Source organism: Streptomyces sp. NPDC107581 (genome assembly GCF_055657175.1).
In genome coordinates this window covers 93895-116430 of sequence record NZ_JBVKBH010000022.1, presented here as the reverse complement: position 1 = coordinate 116430, position 22536 = coordinate 93895, and the positions used below count along the sequence as shown (strand labels likewise).

General features: G+C 70.2%; 23 protein-coding genes. 5 read left to right on the top strand and 18 right to left on the bottom strand.

Annotated elements, in window-relative coordinates:
• Positions 1–17 precede the first annotated feature (17 nt).
• Positions 18–1817 (bottom strand): gamma-glutamyltransferase, encoded by a 1800-nt coding sequence (gene ggt, locus ACZ7P3_RS38500; RefSeq protein WP_472088975.1) that lies wholly within the window; start codon positions 1815–1817, stop codon positions 18–20.
• A gap of 143 nt (positions 1818–1960) precedes the next feature.
• Between ggt and ACZ7P3_RS38495 the strand changes: the two genes are divergently transcribed.
• A complete protein-coding gene (locus tag ACZ7P3_RS38495; protein WP_472088973.1) occupies positions 1961–2704 on the top strand; it encodes a hypothetical protein in 744 nt (247 codons plus the stop codon).
• Positions 2705–2803: 99 nt separating this feature from the next.
• A complete protein-coding gene (locus ACZ7P3_RS38490; RefSeq protein ID WP_472088972.1) occupies positions 2804–4369 on the top strand; it encodes a CocE/NonD family hydrolase in 1566 nt (521 codons plus the stop codon).
• A gap of 48 nt (positions 4370–4417) precedes the next feature.
• On the opposite strand, the gene ACZ7P3_RS38485 is transcribed toward ACZ7P3_RS38490, so the two are convergent.
• The 12 genes from ACZ7P3_RS38485 to ACZ7P3_RS38430 all read right to left on the bottom strand — a co-directional run bounded on the left by ACZ7P3_RS38485 (position 4418) and on the right by ACZ7P3_RS38430 (position 16319).
• Positions 4418–5305, bottom strand: a complete 888-nt coding sequence (locus ACZ7P3_RS38485) for an amino acid ABC transporter permease (RefSeq protein WP_472088971.1) — start codon at positions 5303–5305, stop codon at positions 4418–4420.
• On the bottom strand, positions 5302–5946 hold the full coding sequence (locus ACZ7P3_RS38480; RefSeq protein ID WP_472088970.1) for an amino acid ABC transporter permease: 645 nt from the start codon (positions 5944–5946) through the stop codon (positions 5302–5304). Before ACZ7P3_RS38480 ends, ACZ7P3_RS38485 begins: the two co-directional genes overlap by 4 nt.
• An 11-nt stretch (positions 5947–5957) precedes the next feature.
• Positions 5958–6887, bottom strand: coding sequence for a glutamate ABC transporter substrate-binding protein (locus tag ACZ7P3_RS38475; RefSeq protein ID WP_472088969.1), 930 nt, complete (start codon positions 6885–6887; stop codon positions 5958–5960).
• 17 nt (positions 6888–6904) lie between these two features.
• Positions 6905–7648 carry an amino acid ABC transporter ATP-binding protein gene (locus ACZ7P3_RS38470; protein ID WP_472088968.1) on the bottom strand — a complete coding sequence of 248 codons (744 nt, stop codon included), beginning with the start codon at positions 7646–7648 and terminating at the stop codon, positions 6905–6907.
• A 126-nt stretch (positions 7649–7774) separates the two neighbouring features.
• A complete protein-coding gene (locus ACZ7P3_RS38465; RefSeq protein ID WP_472088967.1) occupies positions 7775–8230 on the bottom strand; it encodes a DUF6278 family protein in 456 nt (151 codons plus the stop codon).
• Positions 8231–8245: 15 nt separating this feature from the next.
• Positions 8246–9025: an exodeoxyribonuclease III gene (locus ACZ7P3_RS38460; protein ID WP_472088966.1), complete on the bottom strand. Its 780-nt coding sequence runs from the start codon at positions 9023–9025 to the stop codon at positions 8246–8248.
• Positions 9026–9067: 42 nt separating this feature from the next.
• A complete protein-coding gene (locus ACZ7P3_RS38455) occupies positions 9068–9703 on the bottom strand; it encodes an MBL fold metallo-hydrolase (protein WP_472088964.1) in 636 nt (211 codons plus the stop codon).
• A gap of 37 nt (positions 9704–9740) precedes the next feature.
• Positions 9741–11030 (bottom strand): bifunctional 3-oxoadipate enol-lactonase/4-carboxymuconolactone decarboxylase PcaDC, encoded by a 1290-nt coding sequence (gene pcaDC, locus ACZ7P3_RS38450; protein WP_472089018.1) that lies wholly within the window; start codon positions 11028–11030, stop codon positions 9741–9743.
• Between the two features lie 592 nt (positions 11031–11622).
• Positions 11623–13068 carry a glycosyltransferase family 39 protein gene (locus ACZ7P3_RS38445; protein ID WP_472088962.1) on the bottom strand — a complete coding sequence of 482 codons (1446 nt, stop codon included), beginning with the start codon at positions 13066–13068 and terminating at the stop codon, positions 11623–11625.
• The gene (locus tag ACZ7P3_RS38440) at positions 13069–13719 is read right to left on the bottom strand and encodes an ABC transporter ATP-binding protein (RefSeq protein ID WP_472088960.1); all 651 of its coding nucleotides are present in this window, start codon (positions 13717–13719) and stop codon (positions 13069–13071) included.
• Positions 13720–13763: 44 nt separating this feature from the next.
• Complete coding sequence (locus ACZ7P3_RS38435) at positions 13764–15845, bottom strand: hypothetical protein (RefSeq protein ID WP_472088958.1); 2082 nt, start codon at positions 15843–15845, stop codon at positions 13764–13766.
• 183 nt (positions 15846–16028) lie between these two features.
• Complete coding sequence (locus tag ACZ7P3_RS38430; RefSeq protein ID WP_158075379.1) at positions 16029–16319, bottom strand: lactococcin 972 family bacteriocin; 291 nt, start codon at positions 16317–16319, stop codon at positions 16029–16031.
• Here ACZ7P3_RS38430 and ACZ7P3_RS38425 point away from each other — a divergent pair.
• Entirely contained in the window at positions 16318–16548 is a 231-nt protein-coding gene (locus tag ACZ7P3_RS38425) for a hypothetical protein (RefSeq protein WP_472088956.1), read from the top strand. The genes ACZ7P3_RS38430 and ACZ7P3_RS38425 overlap by 2 nt on opposite strands.
• Positions 16549–16589: 41 nt before the next feature.
• On the opposite strand, the gene ACZ7P3_RS38420 is transcribed toward ACZ7P3_RS38425, so the two are convergent.
• The 3 genes from ACZ7P3_RS38420 to ACZ7P3_RS38410 all read right to left on the bottom strand — a co-directional run bounded on the left by ACZ7P3_RS38420 (position 16590) and on the right by ACZ7P3_RS38410 (position 18786).
• Complete coding sequence (locus ACZ7P3_RS38420; protein ID WP_472088954.1) at positions 16590–16946, bottom strand: hypothetical protein; 357 nt, start codon at positions 16944–16946, stop codon at positions 16590–16592.
• 5 nt (positions 16947–16951) lie between these two features.
• Entirely contained in the window at positions 16952–17251 is a 300-nt protein-coding gene (locus ACZ7P3_RS38415) for a hypothetical protein (RefSeq protein WP_472088952.1), read from the bottom strand.
• A gap of 809 nt (positions 17252–18060) precedes the next feature.
• Positions 18061–18786 (bottom strand): peptidylprolyl isomerase, encoded by a 726-nt coding sequence (locus ACZ7P3_RS38410; protein WP_472088951.1) that lies wholly within the window; start codon positions 18784–18786, stop codon positions 18061–18063.
• A gap of 377 nt (positions 18787–19163) precedes the next feature.
• Here ACZ7P3_RS38410 and ACZ7P3_RS38405 point away from each other — a divergent pair, with 377 nt between their 5' ends.
• Complete coding sequence (locus ACZ7P3_RS38405) at positions 19164–19460, top strand: hypothetical protein (RefSeq protein ID WP_472088949.1); 297 nt, start codon at positions 19164–19166, stop codon at positions 19458–19460.
• A 15-nt stretch (positions 19461–19475) separates the two neighbouring features.
• On the opposite strand, the gene ACZ7P3_RS38400 is transcribed toward ACZ7P3_RS38405, so the two are convergent.
• On the bottom strand, positions 19476–20012 hold the full coding sequence (locus ACZ7P3_RS38400; protein WP_472088947.1) for a hypothetical protein: 537 nt from the start codon (positions 20010–20012) through the stop codon (positions 19476–19478).
• A gap of 299 nt (positions 20013–20311) precedes the next feature.
• Here ACZ7P3_RS38400 and ACZ7P3_RS38395 point away from each other — a divergent pair, with 299 nt between their 5' ends.
• Positions 20312–21532 (top strand): metallophosphoesterase, encoded by a 1221-nt coding sequence (locus ACZ7P3_RS38395; RefSeq protein ID WP_472088945.1) that lies wholly within the window; start codon positions 20312–20314, stop codon positions 21530–21532.
• Between the two features lie 295 nt (positions 21533–21827).
• Here the strand turns inward: ACZ7P3_RS38395 and ACZ7P3_RS38390 are convergent, their stop codons facing one another.
• Entirely contained in the window at positions 21828–22316 is a 489-nt protein-coding gene (locus tag ACZ7P3_RS38390) for a GNAT family N-acetyltransferase (protein WP_472088943.1), read from the bottom strand.
• Positions 22317–22536 lie beyond the last annotated feature (220 nt).

The following is a 22536-nucleotide window of genomic DNA, read 5'->3' as shown; positions in this document are numbered from 1 at the left end:
CACAGCCCCGGATCCAGTCACGGCGTCGGATCCACCACCATCGCCGAGCCGCCACCGCGCCGTACCTTCTCGGCGGCGGCCAGCCACTTGCCGCCCGGCAGCCGCTGCACGCCGGTGGCCGCCCCGATCTCCGGGTTGAGCGAGAAGGAGTGGCCGATGGCCTCCAGCTTCCCCCTCAAGTCACTGTTGTAGAGGGCGGGTTCGAGTTCGGTCTTGGCCGCGTTGCGCTGGCTGGCACGCGGTGCTGCGATGGCGTCGACGAGCGGCAGGTGCCGGTCGAGGAACCCGGTCAGGGTCTGCAGCACGGTGGTGATGATGGTCGCGCCGCCGGGCGAACCGAGCGCCACCACGGGCCTGTTGTGCCGGTCGAGGACGATGGTCGGCGAGATGGACGAGCGGGGCCGCTTGCCCGGGCCGGGCAGGTTCGGGTCGTGCACGGCCGGGTCGGCAGGGGTGAAGGAGAAGTCGGTCAGCTCGTTGTTGAGCAGGAACCCCCGGCCGGGGACGGTCATGGCGCTGCCGCCGGTCTGCTCGATGGTCAGCGTGTAGGAGACGACGTTGCCCCACTTGTCGGCCACCGTGAGGTGGGTGGTGTTCTCGCCCTCGTACGTCGTCGGGGCCGCCTTGTCGCCGGCGGCGCAGGCGCGGGGGTGGCGCGGATCGCCGGGCGCGAGCGGGCTGGTGAGCACCGCGTCGTCCGTGATGAGACACGCGCGCGAGTCGGCGTACCGCTGCGACAGCAGGTCCTTCGTCGGTACGTTCTCGAAGGCGGGGTCGCCGACCCAGCGTCCGCGGTCGGCGAAGGCGATGCGGCTGGCCTCGATGTAGTGGTGCAGGTACTGCACCTCGCTCGCCTTGGAAAGGTCGGTCCTCTCCAGGATGTTGAGCGCCTCGCCGACCGTGGTGCCGCCCGAGGAGGAGGGGGCGATGGAGTACACCTTCAGACCGCGGTACGAGGTGTCCGTGGGCCTTTGGAGCTTGGCGTGGTAGGCGGCCAGGTCCTTGTCCGACAGCTTGCCGGGGCGGGCGTTCCAGCCGGAACCCGGGTCCACCGGCGGCTTGTCGACCGTGTCGACGATGTCCCGGCCGAGGTCGCCGTGGTAGATCGCGCCGACGCCCTTTCCGGCCAGCTCCCGGTAGGTCCGGGCCAGGTCGGGGTTCTTGAAGGTGGAGCCGACGACCGGGAGCTGCCCGCCGGGCAGGAACAGCTTGGCGGTGTCCGGGAAGTAGCGGAACCGGGTCTCGTTGGACGCGGTCTGCGAGCGGAAGGTGTCGTCCACCGTGAAGCCGTCGCGGGCTATCCGCTCGGCCGGCTTCAGGACCGTGCCGAGGTTCCTGCTGCCCCACTGGTCCAGCGCCGTCTGCCAGGTGGCGGGCGTGCCCGGGGTGCCGACGCTCAGACCGCTGCTGACGGCGTCGGCGAAGGCGAGCGGCTTGCCGTTCTCCACGAACAGGTTCGAGTCGGCGCTCAGCGGCGCGGTCTCGCGGCCGTCGATGGTGTGCACGGTACGGGACTTGGCGTCGTAGTAGACGAAGTAGCCGCCTCCGCCGATGCCGGCCGAGTAGGGCTCGGTGACGCCGAGCGCCGCGGCCGTGGCGACGGCCGCGTCGACCGCGTTGCCGCCCTTCTTGAGCACCTCGATGCCGGCGGCGGAGGCGTCCGGATCGACGCTCGCCACGGCGCCGCCATAGCCGACGGCCACCGGAACCTTCGCGGGCGTGCCGCTCGTCGCGGCGGGGGGCGCTGCCGCCCCCACCGACACCATGGCGGCCGAGACCGCCAGAACCGCCAGTTTCCGCGTGCCAGAGCGACCCATCCGAACCCTCCCGTCGGAACCGTCCGCGCAGCCTAACGAGATTGCCGTACCCCCGACAGTACGCCTGGGGCGCCCGCCACACGAACGTCACACATCGAACACCGGTACGTACCTGTCGCCCGGGCCCGCTACCATGCGCGGCCATGAACGACGACGTGCGCAACATCGTCCTGGGCCTGGTGGCGACCGGGATCTCGGCCTCGCTGGGCTGGATCGCCCGCACCGGTCTGTGGCGCCGCAAACTACGGCGCAAGCAGACGTTCTTCGGGCTGCCGGACCATTCGGAGTCGCTGCTGGTGGTCAACCGCAACGCGGGCGGGGCGGACCTCGCGGTGATGCGCTACGACGTGTTCGCCCTGCTGGAACTCGCCGCCCTCATCAAGGACTGCAACGCGCACGCCCAGGTCGTGGCGCACGATGCCATCCAGCAGGGGTTCGGTGAACGCACGGAGTTCTGTCTGGGCGGGCCGGTGTCCAACCGCCGGATGGCCGCCCACCTCCCCTCGCTGCTCCCGGGCGTGCAGATGGACGCCGATGCCGAAGCGGGGCCGGAGCCTGGTGCTTTCCGGATCGGCGGGGAGGCCTATCCCTTGGAGCGGGGCCGCAGCGAGTACGTGCTCCTGGCCCGGCTGACCGCGGGCGGACGGCAGGACGCCCGCCCGGTGTTCCTCTTCTGCGGGCAGCGCGCGATAACCAATCAGGCCGCGACCCGCTATCTGGCCCGGGAACACGAGCGGCTGGCCCGCAAGTACGGCACCGGCTCCTTCGTCCTGCTGCTGAAGGTGGTCAACTCGCAGGCGTACGGCCCGGATGTGGTCGACCTGGTGGCGGACGTGACGCGGGCGGCACGGACGCCGCTGCCGGAACCCGAGCCCGTACAGTCGTAGAAATCTTTACCGGTGCGTAACTTACCGACGGGTTACTTACGGTAAGGTCGCGCGGTTACCGTCGGGTCACTTTGAACTTGAACCAGTGAGGAGTGACCCATGGGACACGGTCGCACCACCCTGCGCAGCTCGGCCGTCGGAGCCGTGTGCGCGGCGCTGATCGCCGGAACCGTCGTCGGCCTGGCTCCGGCCGCGCAAGCCGCCCCGTCCGTCCGCTTCGTGGACATCACCGGCGACGGGGGCACCGTACTGAAGGCGAACGTCGTCGCGCCCGCCGGCTCCGACGGCTCGCAGCGCTACCCGCTCATCGTGCTGCCCACGAGCTGGGGGCTGCCGCAGGCGGAGTACCTCGCACAGGCGCAGAAACTCGCCGACTCCGGCTATGTGGTGCTCACATACAACGTACGGGGGTTCTGGCAGTCCGGCGGCCAGATAGAAGTGGCCGGTCCGCCGGACATAGCGGACGCCTCCAAGGTCATCGACTGGGCTCTCGCCAACACCCCTGCGGATCCGGGCCACATCGGCATGGCGGGCGTCTCCTACGGCGCCGGCATCAGCCTGCTCGCCGCCGCACACGACAAGCGGATCAAGGCCGTCGCCGCGCTCAGCGGCTGGGCCGACCTGATCGCCTCCATCTACTCGGGCCGCACCCAGCACATCCAGGCGGCCGCCGTACTGGACGGCGCCGGCACCCTCACCGGCCGTGAGAGCCCCGAACTGCGCGAGATCTTCGACAACCTGTACTCCTCCAACCTGTCCAAGGAACAGGAGATGATCGACTGGGGCCGGAAGCGCTCGGCCGCGACCTACCTCGACCAGCTGAACAAGAACGGCGCCGCGGTCATGATGGCCAACGCCTGGGGCGACACGGTCTTCCCGGCCAACCAGTACGCCGACTTCTACGAGAAGCTCACTGTGCCCAAGCGGCTGGAGCTGCGCCCCGGCGACCATGCGACCGCCGAGCTGACCGGTCTGTTCGGGCTGCCCAACGACGTGTGGACCGACACCGGGCGCTGGTTCGACCACTACCTCAAGGGCGCCGACAACGGCATCGACCGTGAGCAGCCCGTCCAGCTGAAGTCCCGTAGCGCGGGGGGATACGAGGGCTACCCGGACTGGAAGTCGGTCGGCGCGACCCGCCGGAAGATCGAGCTGGCGGGCTCCACCACGATCCACGCGAACGTCGACTCGGGCGCGGACGGCGGAATCGTCTTCCTCTCCAGCATCCTGGACCAGGTCGCCCAGCTGCCGCCCGTCGCCTCGATCCCGCTGCTGCCGCGCCGCTGGGCGGCCGTGTGGCAGTCCCAGCGGTACGGCACGGCCCAGCAGGTGCGCGGGACGGCCTCGCTGCACACCACGCTCACGCCGACCAACGAGAGCGGCACCCTCGTCGCCTACCTGTACGACGTGGGCCCGCTCGGCTTCGGGAAACTGGTCACCAACGCGCCCTACACCTGGCACGGGCGGACGCCCGGCACGCCGTTCGACGTGGACCTCGACCTGTTCTCCACGGCCTACGACGTCCCCGTCGGGCACCGCCTCGCGCTGGTGGTCGACACGGTCGACCCGCTCTACATCGAGCACAACCCGTCCGGCGCGCAGCTGACCTTCTCCTCGCCCCCGGACGACCCGTCGTACGTGTCCGTCCCCGTGCGCGAGCAGTGATCTCCGGCTGCCGCCGGACGAGCCTGGCCCGTGTGAACTGCCACCCCCCTACGGTCTCGGGGCCGTGGGGGGCTCCCCACCCGGCAGCAGCGTCCCAGGCTCGGCCGTGGCGACCGCCACGGCTTCGGTCTTGGGACTGCGCTGCTCACGCCGGGACACCCAGCCGGCGAACCACGAGAGCAGCATGCACATCCCGATGTAGATCGGCGAGATCACCATCACCACGGGGATGAACGGCAAATCGTAGTCGAGGTTCGAGGCGATGAGCTTCCCGGCGTGGAGGAACTCCTCGTAGGTGATGAGATAGCCGAGGGAGGTGTCCTTCAGGGCCACCACCAACTGGCTGATGATGGCGGGCAGCATCGCCCGTACGGCCTGCGGTACGAGGACGTGCGCCATCACCTGGGTCTTGCGCATGCCGAGCGCGAACGCGGCCTCGTTCTGGCCGCGTTCGACGGCGTTCACGCCGGAGCGGAAGACCTCGGCGAGTACCGAGCCGTTGTAGAGGGTGAGCCCGGCGACGAGTGCGGGCAGCGGCTGCACCTTCAGCGCCACGAAGATGAAGAAGATCATCACCAGCACGGGCATGGCACGGAAGAACTCCACGACGAGCGTGGCCAGCCAGCGCACCGGCCGGTGGTCCGACAGCCTTCCGGTGGCCAGCAGCCCGCCCAGGGCCAGCGAGCAGACGGCCGCGATCCCGAACGCCCTGAGCGTGTTGCCGAGACCGCGCAGGAGCAGTTCCTGGATGCCCTTGTACTCGAAGGGCATCCACTTGGTGGCGGTGAACTGGCCGGTGTCGAAGAGGAGGTACAGGATCCAGGCGACCAGAGCGAGCAGGACGACGGTGGACAGGACACCGTACGCGCGATGCCGTCGTCTGGTGACGGGCCCTGGAATGTCGTAGAGCGCGGTGGCTGCCTGCGCCCCGGTCATCGGGCCACCCCCCACGTCCGTTCCAGCAGGTTGAACAGGGCGCTGATGGCGAGCGTGATGATCAGGTAGCCGACGGCGATCCAGACGAAGGTCCACACGATGTTGTAGCCGAGTTCGTTGATGGTCTTGTAGGTGCCGAGCAGCTCGGTGACGCTGAACGCGCCCGCGATCGCGGAGTTCTTGGCGAGCGCGATGAGCGTGGAGCCGACCGGTGGGATCACCGAGCGGAACGCCTGCGGCAGCACGACCAGGGACAGCGTCTGACGGAAGGTCATGCCGAGGCTGCGGGCCGCCTCGCCCTGCCCGGTGGGCACGGTGTTGATGCCGGAACGCAGGGCCTCGCAGATGAACGCGGAGGTGTAGCAGCCCAGGGCGAGGACCGCGAACACCTGGAAGGGCAGGACGAGTCCGAACCGCGGCAGTCCCAGCAGCACCGCGAAGAAGAGCAGGGTGAGCGGGGTGTTGCGCAGGACGGTGACCCACGCCGTGCCGAAGACCCGCAGGGAGGCGACCGGCGCGACCCGGAAGGAGGCCATCACGAAGCCGAGCACCAGCGCCAGCAGGGAGGAGTAGAGGGTCAGTTGCACCGTGCCGAGGAAGCCCTCCCAGTAGATCGGGAAGTTGTCTGTCAGTACCTTCATGCCGTCCTCGCTCAGCTCGCCGGATAGCGGTCGATCGCGGGCGGGTGGGGAGCGGGCACGCCGGACAGGCCGAGCGTCGCCTCGTACGCCTTCTTCCAGTCGCCGTTCTTCTCGCGTGCCTCCAGTGCGTCGTCGAGGGCGAAGCGCAGGGCGTTGTCGCCGCGCGGGACGCCGATGCCGTACGGCTCCTCGGAGAAGGGCTTGCCGACGACCTTGAGTTCGCCGGGGGCCTTCGCCGCGTAGCCGATGAGGATGGCGTCGTCGGTGGTGACCGCGTCGACCTGGTAGGTGAGCAGGTTGTCGACGCAGACCGAGTAGGTGTCGTAGGCGACCGCGATGGCCTTCGGATAGTCGGCCTTGATGCGCTGGTACGGCGTCGAACCGGCTGCCGAGCAGACGCGTTTGCCGTCGAGGTCCTGGGGGCCGTGGATGTCGTTCTCGTTCCTGCGGACGAGGAGGGACTGGCCGGCCAGGTAGTAGGGCCCGGCGAAGCCGACCAGCTTCTTGCGGTTGTCGTTGATGGTGTAGGTGCCGACGTAGTAGTCGATCTGGCCGTTCTGCAGGGCGGTCTCACGGTTGGCGGAGGCGATCGTACGGAAGTGGACGGCCTTCGGCGGGAAGCCGAGGGAGGCGGCCATCATCTTGGCGATCTCGATGTCGAAGCCGGAGTAGGTGCCGGTGGCCGGGTCCTTCTCACCGAGGTAGGGCTGGTCCTCCTTGGCGCCGACGACGAGGTAGCCCCGCTTCTTGGCGCGGGTCCAGGTCGTGGAGCCGGGCAGACTGAAGCCCTCGGCGACCTGGTAGACGGGGAGCTTGTCGGCCGCCGGGCCCTTGCCGGGCGGGCTGCCCTCCTTGCCGCAGGCGGCGGCGAGCAGGGCGAGCACTCCGCAGAGGGCGTGCAGGGTGCACAGGGCACGGGGCACACGGGTGGTACGGAACATGGGTCGCACTCCCCCGGTCAGTGCTTGAGGATCTTGGAGAGGAAGTCCTTGGCCCGTTCGCTGCGCGGGTTGGTGAAGAACTCCTCCGGGCTGCGGTCCTCGACGATCCGGCCGTCGGCCATGAAGACGACCCGGTTGGCGGCGGAGCGGGCGAAGCCCATCTCATGGGTGACGACGACCATGGTCATGCCCTCGCGGGCCAGCTGCCGCATGACCTCCAGCACCTCGTTGATCATCTCGGGGTCCAGGGCGGAGGTGGGCTCGTCGAACAGCAGGGCCTTGGGTTCCATGGCGAGGGCGCGGGCGATGGCCACGCGCTGCTGCTGGCCGCCGGAGAGCTGCGCCGGGTACTTGTCGGCCTGGTTCAGCAGTCCGACGCGGTCGAGGAGTTCCCGGGAGCGGCGGTGGGCGTCCTCCTTCTTGCGTCTGCGGACCTTGATCTGTGCGAGGGAGACGTTCTGCAGGACCGTCTTGTGGGCGAAGAGGTTGAAGGACTGGAAGACCATGCCGACCTCGGCGCGGAGCCGGGCGAGGGCCTTGCCCTCCTCGGGCAGCGGCCGCCCTTCGAGCCTGATCGTCCCGGACTGGATGGTCTCCAGCCGGTTGATCGTCCTGCACAGCGTCGACTTTCCCGACCCGGACGGGCCGATGACCACGACCACCTCGCCCTTGGCGACGGTGAGGTCGATGTCCTGCAGGACATGCAGGTCCCCGTAGTACTTGTTGACGTCACGCAGTTCGATCAACGGATCGACGGCCATCCGCAGCCCTACTCACTCTCTGCTGTGTCGTGGTTGCCGCAAACTATCCAGACACCGGTGGAGTGGAGGGACGACACGCACTTTTCGGGCAATAGCCGTATTTATGGCGCGCTTATCCGCGGGCGGTCAGGCCTCGGCGAGCTCCGCATACAGCTGCGACAGCTCGGGGGCACCGCTCGCGGCCCACGACCGGCCGGACTCCACGACCTCGACCTCGCGGCCGGAGGCGAGCCGCAGAACGGGCTCGCCGTCGGACCGGATCTCCCATACGGCGCCGGGCACGGTACGCACCACGACCGTGCCCAGGTACAGCCCGGCGTCATTGCCCAGCCAGATCAGGGTCTCCGCGTCCTCGCGCCAGCGTGGCACCAGCTGGTCCAGGGCCTCCAGGGACGCCGGTGTGTCATCGAGCCGGACGCCGGCCTGAGCCGCCTGTGAGCGCAGCAGTTCGCACTCGGACAACAGCGCGGCGATCCCCTCGGGGTCGGTGGGGAGCCCTCCCGCGCTCGAATGAGCCCGCGCGGGGGCACCCCCGTCGTCACCGCTCTTCTTGTGCCGGTGGCCCAGGAACGGAATGTTCATGGGCCCAGCGTGGCATCACACGTCGAGGTCGACCACTACCGGCGCGTGATCGGAGGCGCCCTTGCCCTTGCGCTCCTCGCGGTCGACGTAGGCGTCCTTGACGGCCTTCGCGAAGGGCTCGTTTCCGTACACCAGGTCGATGCGCATGCCGCGGTTCTTGGGGAAGCAGAGCTGGCGGTAGTCCCAGTACGTGTAGGGGTGGTCGTACTTCAGGGGCCGCGGGACGACGTCGGCCAGACCCGTCTCGCGCAGGGACACGAGCGCGGCACGCTCGGCGGGGGTGACATGGGTGAGGCCCTCGAAGGCGGCCACGTCGTAGACGTCGTCGTCGGTCGGCGCCACGTTGTAGTCGCCCAGGACCGCGAAGGGGCGGCTGCCGGACGCGTCACCGGCGACGGCGGCCTTCAGGGCCTCGAACCACTGGAGCTTGTAGGCGTAGTGCGGGTGGTCCACCTCGCGGCCGTTGGGCACGTACACCGACCAGACACGGACCGGGCCGCAGGTCGCCGAGATGGCGCGCGGCTCGGTCACGCCGTCGTAGCCGGGGTCGCCGGGCAGGCCCTTGACGACGTCCTCCAGGCCGACGCGGGAGAGCACCGCCACGCCGTTCCACCGGCCGGTCGCGTGGACCGCCGCCTCGTAGCCCAGCTCGCGCAGCTGGTCGAACGGGAACTGCTCCTCGGCGATCTTGGCCTCCTGGAGGCAGAGCACGTCGGTGCCGCTGCTCTCCAGCCAGGCCAGCAGCCTCGGGAGGCGGGCGGTGATCGAGTTCACGTTCCAGGTGGCGATGCGCATGTTCCACAACCTACCCGGCGGGTGTGACAACCCGGCGCCGGCTCAGAGGTCGGCCGTCCCGCCCGGGGCCAGCCGCTGGTGGTCGGTGCCGCCCAGGGCGCCGATCTGACGGTCGTAGATCGGCCGGGCCAGGTCGGTCAGCAGGGCGTCGTGGACGTCGTAGGCGCGCTGCGGCTTGAGTTCACGGACGTAGTCGATGACCTCGGCGATCTTGTTCCAGGGTGCCATCACCGGAAGCATCAGGGTCTCCACCGGGTGGTCCGGGACGGTGAGGGCGTCGCCGGGGTGGAAGACCCTGCCGCCGTCGATCAGATAGCCGACGTTGGTGATGCGCGGGATGTCCGGGTGGATCACGGCGTGCAGCTCGCCGTGGACCTGGACGTCGAAGCCCGCGGCGGTGAAGGTGTCGCCGTGGCCGACGGTGTGCACCCGGCCGGGGAAGGCGGCCGTGATCTGTTCCGCGACGGACGCCAGGGTCCAGATCCCGGCGGCCGGGTTCGCCTCCAGCGCGGCCCGCAGCCTGCCCTCGTCGAAGTGGTCCGGGTGCTCGTGCGTGACCAGGATCGCGTCCGCGCCGACCGCCGCGTCCTGCTCGCTGAAGCCGCCGGGGTCGATGACGAGCGTCCGCCCGTCCTTGTCGAGGCGGACGCAGGCGTGGGACTTCTTGGTGAGCCTCATGCCACCTCATCCTGCCGGGTCCCGGCCCCCGCCGGCCTCACCCGGCGGGTGTGGTCTCCTCGCGGATGACCTGCTGGGCCACCTTGAACGCGCTGTTCGCCGCCGGGACGCCGCAGTACACGGCGGCCTGGAGCAGCACTTCCTTGATCTCGTCCGGGGTGAGGCCGTTGCGCAGCGCGGCCCGGGTGTGGAAGGCCAGCTCGTCCAGGTGGCCGCCGGCGACCAGTGCGGTGAGCGTGACACAGCTGCGGGTACGGCGGTCCAGGCCCGGCCGGTCCCAGATCTCCCCCCAGGCGTAGCGGGTGATGAACTCCTGGAAGTCGCCGGAGAAGTCGTCGGCCTGCGCCAGCGCCCGGTCGACGTGTGCATCGCCCAGCACCTCCCGGCGGACCTTCAGCCCCGTCTCGTACCGGTCCGGCGGCCCGAGCGGCTGGGGCGGCGGTCCGGCCGGTGCGATCTCGGCGACGGGCACCGGCTGCGGCGGCGGGGCGATGGCCGGGTTGACCGGGGCGGCGGGCAGGGCCGTCTGGCCGGTGTCGAAGGGCTGCTGCCAGGCGGTGGAGAAGTGCCGCACCAGCAGGTCGGTGACGGCGGCGGGCTGCTCGACCGGCACCAGATGGGAGGCGCCGGGCACGACCGCTAGCCGGGCGTCCGGTATCCCGGCGACCAGGGTACGGGCCTCGGCCGGGCCGGTGACCTGGTCGTCGGAGCCGACCAGCACCAGGGTCGGCACGCCGACCCGGCCCAGCTCGGGCCGGACGTCGAACCCGGCCAGGGCCTCGCAGGCGGCTATGTAGCAGCCCGGGTCGGTGGTGCGCACCATCTGCACGGCCCACTCGGTGATCGCGGGCTGGGCGGCGGCGAACCCGCCGGTGAACCAGCGGTCGGGCGCGGTCCGGGCGATCGGGTCGAGCCCGTTGGTCCGGACGATCACCCCGCGCTGGCGGAACTCGTCGGCGGTGCCGAACCGGGGCGAGGTGGCGACCAGGGCGAGCGAGGCGAGCCGCTCCGGATGGCGCAGCGCCAGCTCCAGGCCGATGGCGCCGCCCAGCGCGCAGCCGGCGTAGCCGAAGCGCTGCACGCCGAGCGCGTCCAGCGTGGCCAGGAGGCGGGTCGCCAGGTCCTCGACGGAGCCGGCCGGGTGGGCGGGAGAACCGCCGTGGCCCGGCAGATCGAACCGGAAGACCCTCCACTGCTTCGTCAGCTCGGGGACCTGGCGGTCCCACATGTGCCATGTGGTACCCAGTGAGGGACCCAGGATGAGGACTGGGGCGTCTTCCCGCCCGTCGAAGCGGTACTGCAGGGTGTTCGGTGGTGTCTCGCTCACCCGGCCGAGCCTCTCATCCGTCACGACAGCCGCTATGAGCGGGGTCGTGACTGCAGCTGTCCGACCAGGTGGAAGACCTCCCGGGCCGCGTAGCGTCTGAGGCAACGGGCACCGCAGCCGCATGGGCATCCCGGTGCGTGTCCACTCCCAGCACCACCTCCCCTGTCGGGCGGCGACGGCGGGTCTCCGGAGCAGGCGACGTACCGGACCTGGTCGATGTGGACATGCCGCTCCCCCTCCGGTCCGGTGGCGTGTCGCGTTGCCGGTACGGGGCCTCGTCGGGCCGTCGGAATCGTGAGGACGCCACAACGATCGGCAGGCCCCTGTCGGGACACACCCCGTCGGCCCGGCACCGACAGCGCACCATCCCGGCCGACGGCCAACACTGTGACACCGGGACACTTCGGTCAGCGAAATCATGAGTCAGACCCCGGACCCGGGACGGCACACGCCTATCCTTCTGCCCCTCCCGGCCCCCGAGCCCCTTGTGTACAGATCCGACCACCGACCGACACCATGCGGCACCTGGCGTTCGTTGACGCCAGGGAAACGAGCGTTGGCTGGTGTCTCACCCGCCCGGCCCACTCATCTGTCACCGGAGACGCTGGTACAGCGTGACCCGCCGGCCCCGGACCTGTTTGTCCGCCACGACCGTGAAGTGGGCGGCCAGCACGGCGGCCTTGGTCCTGTCCCGCTCCGCGGAGACCGGCCGGGACACGCGGGATGCGTCGGTGACGAGCAGTATGCGCCGGTGAGCCAGCATCGCGGCGCTTATCCGTCGCGGAGCGGCCTCCTCGCCCTTGAGCGTCCCGGACTCCACGGGGAGCTCGGCGAGCGCGAGATCCCGCAGCCCGGCGAAGTCGCGGGGGGAGACCAGTGCGGTGTCGCGCCGGGCCGCCGGGATGAAGAGGATCCCATCGCCGGGCCTCTTCAACTGCCGTACCTCACCGGCCACCGACAGCACGTCGTCGACCCGGCTGCCGGGGGACCGCTTGGCCAGGGACTGCGGCATCAGCGCCGCCACCGCCACCAAGAGCGCCAGCGGGACGAGCCACCGCGACCCACGTGGGAACCGGGGTGCGGCCGCACGCACCGCCGTGGCCAGCGCCGTGCCGATCAGCAGGGCCAGGCCCAGCATCGTGAAGAGCACGTAGCGGTCCAGGAACACGGGTTTGACGACGGAGATCCCGACGAGGGCGAGTTGGGGCACCGCCAGCAGCGGCAGCCCGACGACCGCCACCGACAGCCGGCCCGCCTCCGGTCCGTCCAGCAGTGCGCAGAGTCCGCCGATCGCCAGCAGGACCGCCGGGCCGATCAGCATGTGCCACGTCAGCGGGGGGATCCAGGAGACCTGGTCGGACTGGCTCCGGCTGAAGAGGATCAACGGCGAGGCGGCGGCGGCTGCCGCCGCCGCGGCCACCGCCCAGCGTGCGAGGGTCCTGCGTCCGGCCCCCGCCCACACGAGGGTCGCCAGGTGCGCGGGCAGGATCAGCAGGGACAGCCAGTTCAGCAGCGCGCACAGCAGGACCGTGCCCGAGTACGCCAGCCAGCGGCCCGTTGCGCGGCGCTCGCCGAACACGGTCACCAGCAGCAGCGTCGAGACGCCGGCCCCGGCCGCCACCAGTGCGTACGGACGGCCCTCCTGGAGGTAGAACTGCACGGCCGGCAGCAGCCCGAAGGCCAGCCCTCCCCCGAGGCCGGCCCACACTCCCGCCAGGCGTTGCCCGATGGCCGCCACGCAGATGGCGGCCACCGCCATGGCCAGGACCGAGGGCAGCCGCAGGGTGGTGGTGCTCGCCCCGAAGCAGGTGAACAACCCGTGCATCAGCAGGTAGTACAGCCCGTGCACGACATCGACCCGCCCCAGCATGTGCCAGATGTCGGGGACGGACCGCAGGGCCACCTGCCAGGTGGCGGCTTCGTCCCGCCAGACGCTGTGCTGCCGGGACAGGCCCCACATCCCCAGCGCGACGGTCCACGGCAACGGGACCAACCACAGGGGGATGCGGAGGCGGGCGACGGTGACATGACTGTTCATCTAGGCGGCCAGGGCCTCGTCATGGAAGGCGAACACGGAGTCGCACCGGTCGCGGACGCGGTCGTCGTGGGTGGCTATGACCACCGCGCAGCCGGCTTCGCTCATCTCCCGGAGGATGTCGACGACCACCGTGGCATTGGTGTGGTCGAGGGCACCGGTCGGCTCGTCGGCGAGAACCAGGCCCGGCTGCTTGACGAGGAGCCGGGCGAGCGCCACACGCTGCTGTTCGCCGCCGCTGAGGCGGTGGACCTTCTCGGTCTCCCGCCCCGCCAGGCCGACGCGGCTGAGGGCCTCGGCGACAGCGGCGTCGCTCCGGTCGCGCAGGGACCGCCGTGGTGCGGCCGCGACCTTCAGGTTCGCCGCCACATCGGCGTTCTCGATCAGTGCGTAATTCTGGAAGAGGTATCCCAGAACGTCACGGCGGAACAGCCGGCTCTGACGCGGACCGAACCCGGTGATGTCCTTCCCCTCGTACAGGATCTGCCCCGAGCTCGGCTTGTCGAGCAGGCCGATGCAGTTGAGGAGGGTGGACTTCCCCGAGCCGCTGGGGCCTACGAGGGCGACCATCTCGCCACGGCCGACGGAGCGGGTGACGTCGGACCACAGGGTCCGGGTGCCGAAGGTCTTCGACAGCTTGACGATCTCGATCACGGGAGTGCTCCTGCTGGACGGAGGGAACGGGCCCGGTGCGGTGCTCACGCGCCGGCCACCCCCTCCTTGACGATGCGCCGGTGAAACGCCCGGAGAGCGAGGAGAACGGCGCAGAATTCGACGGCGACCAGTCCGGCGATGGTGGCGAGGTCCAGTGCCGTGACATGGACAGGGGGGTAGGGGGCGGGGATGCCCTGGGAGGTGATGTCCTTCAGCTCCTGGTTCTGCTGCCAGGCCCGGATGGGCACCCACCAGGCCAGGAAGACCGCGAGAAGGCCCTCGACGGACAGAATGCTGCGGTGGATCGAGGCGAACCGCCAGCCGTTGATGTGCTGCGCGAATATCGCGTCCGCGTTCTTGCGCGCATGGATGACGCAGACACCGAGTCCGGTGATGAGGAGGACGCCCACCGCCGCGACGAGGTCGAAGAGCTGCAACCGGAACGCGTTGCGGGCGTCGCGCAGCTGCGCGGCGGCGTTCTGCCCCACCGGGTTCACGGCTGCCACGTACGTCTGCAGTTCGCCGTCGTGAGCCGCCAGCGCACGCAGGACGTCCCCGGGGTCGGGGAAGACGATCCCGTCCTGCGTCGCGAACGTGGTGTACGCGTCGTCGGTGAGGATCCTCGAGCCGTCGGGCACCACGACGAGGACCGGGTCGCGCACCAGCGACCGGTCGTCGTCCGGGCTGTACGCCATGTTCGGGCTGAGGTTGCCCGAGTTGTAGGCGAAGATCCGCTGACCGCTCCTGGCCTGCAGCGTCTCGACCTCGACCCGCCGGCGCAGTGCCGGATCCAGCCGGCCGAACACGTCGGGGACCGTCGCCCTGATGTCCGCTGTATACGGCGCCAGGGACTGCGGAACGATCAGCCGCACCGCGCGGTCCTCCGGGGCCTTCCCGTCGTGCGGCACCGGGGTGTACCGCCGTCCGTTCGGGTCGAGGACCGGCTGCTCGGCGAGGAAGGTCTCGTTGACGACGAGGATCTCCCCCTCGGGGAGGCGCGAGTCGGCGGAGACGCTCTGCAGATCGCGCCGGCCGGCGACGACGATCTCGCCCGCCGCGTCGGATGTGCGCAGCCATCGGCCCACGTGCGTCACCACGGCGTCCGTGTCACCGCCCCAGCTGCCGTTGAGGCGGATGGTGACGGCGTCGTCGGCCTTGGCGTAGACGTCCTGGTTGTCCTGGCGGGCCAGCACGTGCTGCCCCGCCAGGGTGACGTCCATGGCGAACCCCAGGGCGAGCAGCACCGCGGGGACGCGCACCAGGTACGTGGCGAGGAAGGCCGTCCTGGCGGGCAACTCGCCCTTGAGGGCGCGCAGTACCTCTACCTTGAACGTCAGGGCGAGCACGGCGGCATGGGCGGCCAGCACGAGCAGGACGAGCAGAACGGCGAGGCACCCGGCCACGGCGGCGAAGAGGCCCAGCCAGGCGAAGCCGTTGTAGAGGCCCAGGAGGGCCAGAACCGCTGCCGTGACGGCACCGGCCGCGACCGGCCAGAATCCCGCCAGCTGTCCGAGGTCGCGCAGGAGGACTCCGGTGAACGACCTGCCCTGCAGGCGCAGCACCCCGTAGGTCCGCGCGCCGAGCAGCACACTCGCGCCCGTCATCGTCACGGCAGCGAGCGCGACCACGGCGAAGGACCAGAAGAGGTCGTCGTCCGTGAAGGACGCGGCCAGGTCGCCGGGCGCGAGCGGGTGCTGCACGCTCGCGGTCAGGCCGAGACGGGCGAGTTCGGCCGTCAGCATGTCCGCGGCGCCGGGCGCGCCGAAGACGTAGTAGAAGCCGCGGGGGTCCCGCTGCCCGATCTCGGCCAGCGGGTGCACCTCGGTGTCGGCGTGCCTGCTGAAGCCGGGGTATCCGTCGGTCAGCCACGAGGCGGCGTCGGCCTTCGGGTCACCGGTGGTGAGGTACACATGCCGCAGCCGGTCGGGGCTCTTCAGGTCGGGCAGTTCACGCGCCACCGTGACCCGGTGCTCCTCGGCGAACCGAGCGACGGCACGTGTGACCTGCGCACTGTTCACCGAGTCGTCGGACTTGGACACCCAGACCTGTGCCGAACTGCCCAGCACCAGTTGCTCGTCCAGCCCGCGCACAAACAGGAAGGCGAGCATCGCCGAAAAGACCAGCACTGCGACATGGACGAATTTGATACCTCGGTGGAGCATCGACTACCTAGGTCCGGGCACTCGGGGAGCGCGCATGTCGTGGGGGGAGGGGGAACCGCGGCGTCTCCGGCTGCGGGGGATCCTCCCCCGCAGCCGGAGACGCGCCGGTCAGCGGCTCATGGCCGTGTCAGCCGCGGGCGCAGGGCCTCAGCAGGCCGGGTCGTAGTAGGCGTGGCTGATGGTGTTCGCCTTCTCGGCCGACGCCTTGGACCACACGTTCTCCTTGGTGCAGCCGCTCTTGGCCCAGTACTTGCCCTCCACCGAGGAGGCGTGCCAGTTCTTCTTGTGGAAGTAGTTGGAGTACACGTAGTTGGCGCCGACGTCGTGGCTCCATCTGCCGCCGCCGGCGTCCTCCGACACGGCCAGCGCGGGAGCGGCGGCGGCAGCGAGGAGGGCACCGGCCGCGATGACGGCCTTGAGCCCGTTCTTCATCGTCATGATCGACTCACTTTCACTTCGCGATCCTGATGGACTGTCGACCTCGGGGCGTACCGCAGACATGCTCGATCCGCTTTCCGCGGACGGGGAAATGTCGCTGTCGGTCGACGTGGGGCCGAGCCGGGCCAATTCGGAAAAGGGCGGACCGTCCTGCCGGATACGGGACGGACATGCCGGCTCGCCAGTTCTCACCCTGGTACGCGAGGGGATTCTGGAAAATCTCGAATGAAACGACTTTGCGACGGAAATGCAGCTTCTACGCGGACCGCCTCAGGCGGCGATCCACGGAACGCGGCAGGCGTGCGGCTTCGAGCCCTCGGGGCACAGGGCCCTGATCATTGCCTTACGGATCGCCCGCCAGGTGCGCAGGGAACACACCACGCGTACGGACAGTTCCACGGGCACGCGCTCCCCGCTGCTCTCGCCGGGGTGTTCGACGGCCCACTGCTCCGCGAGGAAGCCGTAGACATCGGCGGTCGTCAGTTCGCTGCCGAAAACGGTGTGGGCGACGTTTTCCTCGACGAGCCGGGCGCTGCGGGACGCCACGGCTTCCCTGACCAGGTTCCTGGCCCAGGCCAGCCCGCGCTCGTCCGCGTACAGCCCGAAGCTGAGTGTGCGCGTCCTCATGCCCGTCAGCCCCTCGTGATGTCCTTCTTCGTGCAGTGCTTCGCACGATAGCCTTCGCGCATCTGGTCGTTGGCGTTCTTGATGGCCGCCTTCCACGCGTCCGGCTGGGTCTTCGCCCAGCCGTGCCCCTGCACGAATCCGTGGGCGCTGTTGTCGGAGATGCGCATCTTGGTGCACTGGACGTGTGCGGTCCATCCGCTCGCCGCCTGGGCGGGAGCGGCGACCCCCATGGAGAACACGGCCGCGACAACGGTGGTGACGAGCGGGGAGACGGCAAGCAGCCTGCGCATAGAGAGATCCTCCACGATATCGATGGTCGTTCGCCACAGAGGGCAGCCTGTCGAATACCGCGGTGCGCACTCTTCCGCCGTCGACGAAATCACCGAACAACACCTCGACCGAACAGATCGAGGCGGACTCCAAGTGCGAGACCACTACCCCCTGAGCGCCATCCGTTTGCCGGTGGTCAGCCGACCGGATGGGCATACCGAGAACCTACAACGAAAGGTCAATCATTGGCCAACAGTTCTTAATGTCGTGATCATCGTCACGTTCCGCGTGCGCACGGGTGATGCCTTGTCAAAACCTGCTCCGACAGCGCATGGTGACCGCCGCTCAGTCGGTACTCACCCGGATCCGGCCCCCGGCGGGATCGACGCGGTCGTGCCGGCGCGCGGTGAGGGTCAGGGTGCGGTTTCGGCAGGGCGGTGGCGATGCCGAGCCGTTCGCGGGCAGTAGGCAGCCGTCCTGGCGGACGTGGAGGACGGGGTGCGGCAGCGGGGCACCGGTGCGCGGGATGTGGCGGACGGGCGGGGTGCCCGGGGCGACGCGGTTCGGGGCGATCCAGCGCAGCGGCTACGCCGCGACGACCGGTACGCCCGGCTCCGGCCGGCGGGCACCCGCAACCTTTCGCGATTAAAGATCCTAGGAGGTCAAGTGGTCATCGGCTCGACCGGCGGCGGCCTGGCCTGCATGTGACCCTCCTCCCAGCTGACCCGGTCACCGTCTACGACAGCATCGGCGACGTCACCTGGGCGGACGGTGGCAACGGCTGCCTCACATCACCGTGGGACCGGGCACGTGGCCGGACCCACGGTGACCGCACCGCAGTTCATCAGGGCCGGCAGGACGGCCGGACGCTGAGCAGCTCGGTCCGCAGCAAGGGCGTGCCGTCGACAGGCGCCGGGTCCTGGGCAGTTGGCTCGATACCGCCGGCAGCGATCTTGTCGAGCGTCTTCAGGCCGGCGGCACCGACCGTGCCGAACACCGTGTAGTCCGGTCGCAGCGCGGAGTCGCCGTAGACGACGAAGAACTGCGAACCGTTCGTGTTCGGCCCGGCGTTGGCCATCGCCAGCAAACCGCGTCCGTAGAGGCGACGGACGCCGGTCGGATCGCTCGGTGCCGGCGGCAGGTCCACCGGCAGCTCGTCCTTGTACTCGTACCCCGGCCCACCCTCGCCCGTGCCGGTCGGGTCGCCACACTGCAGGACCTTCAGCGTCGGATATGCCGTCAGCCGATGGCACACCGTTCGGTCGTAGAACCGGTGCCGCGCCAGGTGCACGAAGCTCTGGACCGTGCACGGCGCCTTCGCCCGGTCCAGACGCAGCGGGAGCGGGCCCTGGCTGGTCCGGACAGCCGTACCGACCGTGCCGTGACCGGGGGTGTGCCGCGGGTCGGGCGGCAGGGGAACCCGCCGCGCCGCCGGCTCGTCCGGGGTCCGGGTGTACTGGCAAGGACCGTGCGTGGTTCGCGGCGGGGCATCGGAAGCGGAGGCGGTGGTGCTGCCCCCGGACACGACCAACGCTGCTGCCGCCCATGCGGTCATGAGAGCTCGGTTCATCCTGCACACCCTCCAAAAGATCGCCAGATTTCGGAGCGGTCGCAGTCTAGAGCGCGGCCCGGCGGGCGAGAACCCGCCCGCAAGCCACGTCCGCCTCCCAGCCTTCGGGCCGCGGCCGCAGGCCACTTCGTTCGGATGCGGGACAGCGTCGGCCGGCCGATCAGGGCGTCCACCCGGTGCACGACGGATGCTCCCCGAACCCGGTCGAGCGGACTCCCCGGTCCACGCAGAGGCCCCCACCGAACGCGCTGCCGTGCGCATGAGGTGAACTCACCGGAGTGCCGCTGTGGAGACTGACGGTGCCGCTGCCGTCATCGCGAGTCTCTCCGGGGGAAGGCGTCGCCGGTCGGCCGGCGTTCCGGCAGACCGAGAGCGGTGTGGACGGAGCGAATCGCGGGCCGGCGCTCGACCCGGATCCCAGCCGGTTGCGCGGTTGCCCAGGTGTTCCCGAGGTCGCCACACCGGAGGAGCCGAACACGAGGATCGCGGAGATCGCTGCGGTCGAGGACGAACGGACCCTCGCGGGCAGGCTGACGACCGTCGGCTTCGACTTCTTCACCGAGGCAGACCAGTTGAAACAGTGGCGTGGCCTGGCCGTACGCACCGACAGACTTGCCATCGCGTATCAGGTCGCAGTCCACCTCGCCGCCGTGCTCATCCGGACCCGCGGATGACCGAAGAGGCAGACCTCATGACCAGCCGGGGGCGTGCTCCTTCAGGAAGGCTCCCGCGTGGGCCGCGGCCTCCTCCTTCGTCGTGTACGAGGTGCCGGCGTCGGCGGCCCCCTGCGTTCCGTCCGCACCCTTACCGGTCCATCGCCAGCCGCCGGACGACGGCTCCTGTGTCAGTTCGGCCGTTCCGCCGCACAGTTGGAGTGAACCGCCCGTCCGCGCCACTGCGGTCGCCGGGCGGCTCACAGCTTCCGGCCACTTCTTGCGAGCGCCCTGCCGGGTGATGCCCCACACGGCGCCCATCTGCTCGTAGCTTGCGCCGTAGGACCCGGCCGTGCCTGCTGCGATCGCCGTCAGCCGTTTGACCTCCGCGTCCACCACCTTCCACGCGGCCAGCACGGACAGAGTCACCTCGACGGGGTCCGCCTCCCACATGCGGTCCTCGGACTGCCCCGACACTCGGGAGCGCAAGGCCGACGCGAGCGGGTCGAGGGCGTCATAGAGAGACTTGTCGAGCTGTACCTGCTCTTCGGGAGTGATCTCGAATGAGGACATGCGACAACTTTAGTTAACAATCGAGGGCATGTAAACTTTGATTGTCGAGCGCGGGCTTCAAGGAGACAGTCCTCGGTCCCGTCGCCTGCAGGACCGGGAACGACCAAACCCGGCCACATGTCCTTCATGCCCATGTCGGGCATGGCCGGAGAGCAGAGTCACCAACCGCGTGAGCCGGGGACGAACTCGGAGGCCACCTCGCCCCATGGGGCTGCCCGCCACGAGCACCCCGTCCGACCGCCCGGGACGGACGGATACAGTGCGCGCGACGGCAGCCTGGTTGCCCAAGGAGGGGAAGCGTGACCGACACCAGCGAAACCCGATCCGCCGACAGTGCGGCGCATGCGACTCGGCAGAGCCGACTGCACCGCCTGATGCGCTACCTCCCCCTGATCGCCCCCGTCCTGCTGTGGACCGTGCCCTGCTGGCTGCTGCTGCACACCGGCCAGCACTGGCCGCTCCCCGTCACGCTCGCCGGCACCGCCCTGTTCGCTCTCGGCCTGATCGGTATGCCGCTCGCGATGGTGCGCGGCCACGGCCGACGCCAGCAGGACGGGGCGGCGATCGTCGGAGACACCCTGCTGGGCAGCATCTGGATCCTGTTCACCTGGTCCGTCGTGCTCGGCGTCCCGCTGCGGCTCGCCCTGGCCGTGACCGGCGTCGGCGACGGCCAGGACCGGGCCCGGATCGTCACCTGGGCGGTCCTCGGCGCAGCCGCCGTGCTGCTCACCTGGGGGTACGCCGAGGCCCGCCGGGTACCTCGGGTACGCCGCCTTGATGTGCGACTTCCCCGCCTGGGGGCCGGGTTGGACGGCACGCGCGTCGTCCTCATCACCGACACCCACTACGGCCCGCTCGACCGCGCCCGCTGGTCGGCGCGGGTCTGCGAGACGGTCAACACGCTGCAGGCCGACCTGGTCTGCCACACCGGAGACATCGCGGACGGCACGGCCGAACGCCGCCGCGCCCAGGCCGCCCCGCTCGGCACCGTGCAGGCCACCCGGGCCCGGGTCTACGTCACCGGCAACCACGAGTACTACAGCGAGGCCCAGGGCTGGGTCGACCTGATGGACGAGCTGGGCTGGGAGCCGCTGCGCAACCGCCATCTGCTGCTCGAACGCGGTGGCGACACCCTCGTGGTCGCCGGCGTGGATGACGTCACGGCCGAGTCCTCCGGCCTCGCCGGCCACGGCGCCCACCTCGCCGGAGCCCTGCACGGCGCCGACCCCGACCACCCCGTCCTGCTCCTGGCCCACCAGCCCAAGTTCGTCGACCGGGCGGCAGCCGGCGGTGTCGACCTCCAGCTCTCCGGCCACACCCACGGCGGCCAGATCTGGCCCTTCCACCACCTGGTCCGCATCGACCAGCCCGCCCTGGCCGGCCTCAGCCGCCACGGCACCCGCACACTCCTTTACACCAGCCGTGGCACCGGCTTCTGGGGCCCGCCCTTCCGCGTCTTCGCCCCGAGCGAGATCACCCTGCTCGTCCTCCGCTCCCCGCAGCGGCCCCCCACGCCGTAGCGCTGGCCGGGCCGGCGGTTCCGCCTGGAGATGCTGCAGTGCGCCGGCCCCCGAAGAAGGGCTGGGCATCTGCAAGGCCCTGCGCGTCACGACCGCCTTCCAGGAGCAGCGGGCGGCAAAGAAGGGCATCGCACCCCGGACCGTCCGGCCGGACGCCGCCGCGGGCTCTCCCACCGGCTACGGCCCAGCGATCTGCCGTCGGCCTACGGGACCTGATCTCCGCCGCCTCCGCCGACGGCTGCTGCATGCCAGCCACCCTGCAGGCGAAGCCGGTGCCCTGCGAACCGGCACCGCGTCATTCCGCAGGAATGCGGAACTCGAATTCGGGACGGTCCCACGGCACGGCGGGCGGGTTCGCGAGCGCGGTCCCGGTCCGCACCGCACCGACGCGGTGGTAGAAGTCCTCGGCGGGAAGATGCGACACGACCTTGACACGGTCGAGCCCGGCGGCACGGGCCTCGGACTGCATGTGCGCGACGAGCAGCCGTCCGATACCACGTCCTTGCGCTTCGTCGGCGACGAACAGCAGGTCGAGCTCCGGTGGAGCGAGGACGAGCGAGTAGAACCCGATGACCCGGCCTCCATGCTCGTCGGCGTCGACGGCCACGAAGGCGCGGTGGGCTTCGATGTAGTCAGGACCGACCCGGTAGCCCGCCACTGCGGCCGCGTACTGACCCTTGTAGGCGCCTGAGCCACGCACGAGCCGCGTGAGCCGCTTGGCATCCCGCGCGACTGCCCTCCGTATCGTGATCGGCTGGCTGATCGGAGAAGTGCGTGAACTCATCGGGAGAGTGTCTCGCACCGGGGAGTGCCTTCCTGCGGCGGGTCGGCCGCTCGGGCAGGCATTCCCGCACCGCCCCCGGGAACCACTCGTGCGAGCGCAACCGATCGCACGCCCAAGCCACGCGGGAGCGCTCCGGTGCGGATTCGGCGTCCCAGTTCGGACTGCCATCCGATCCGGGCATTCGCCCAGGCCTCGGAGTGATCTCCCGACTACTTCCGAC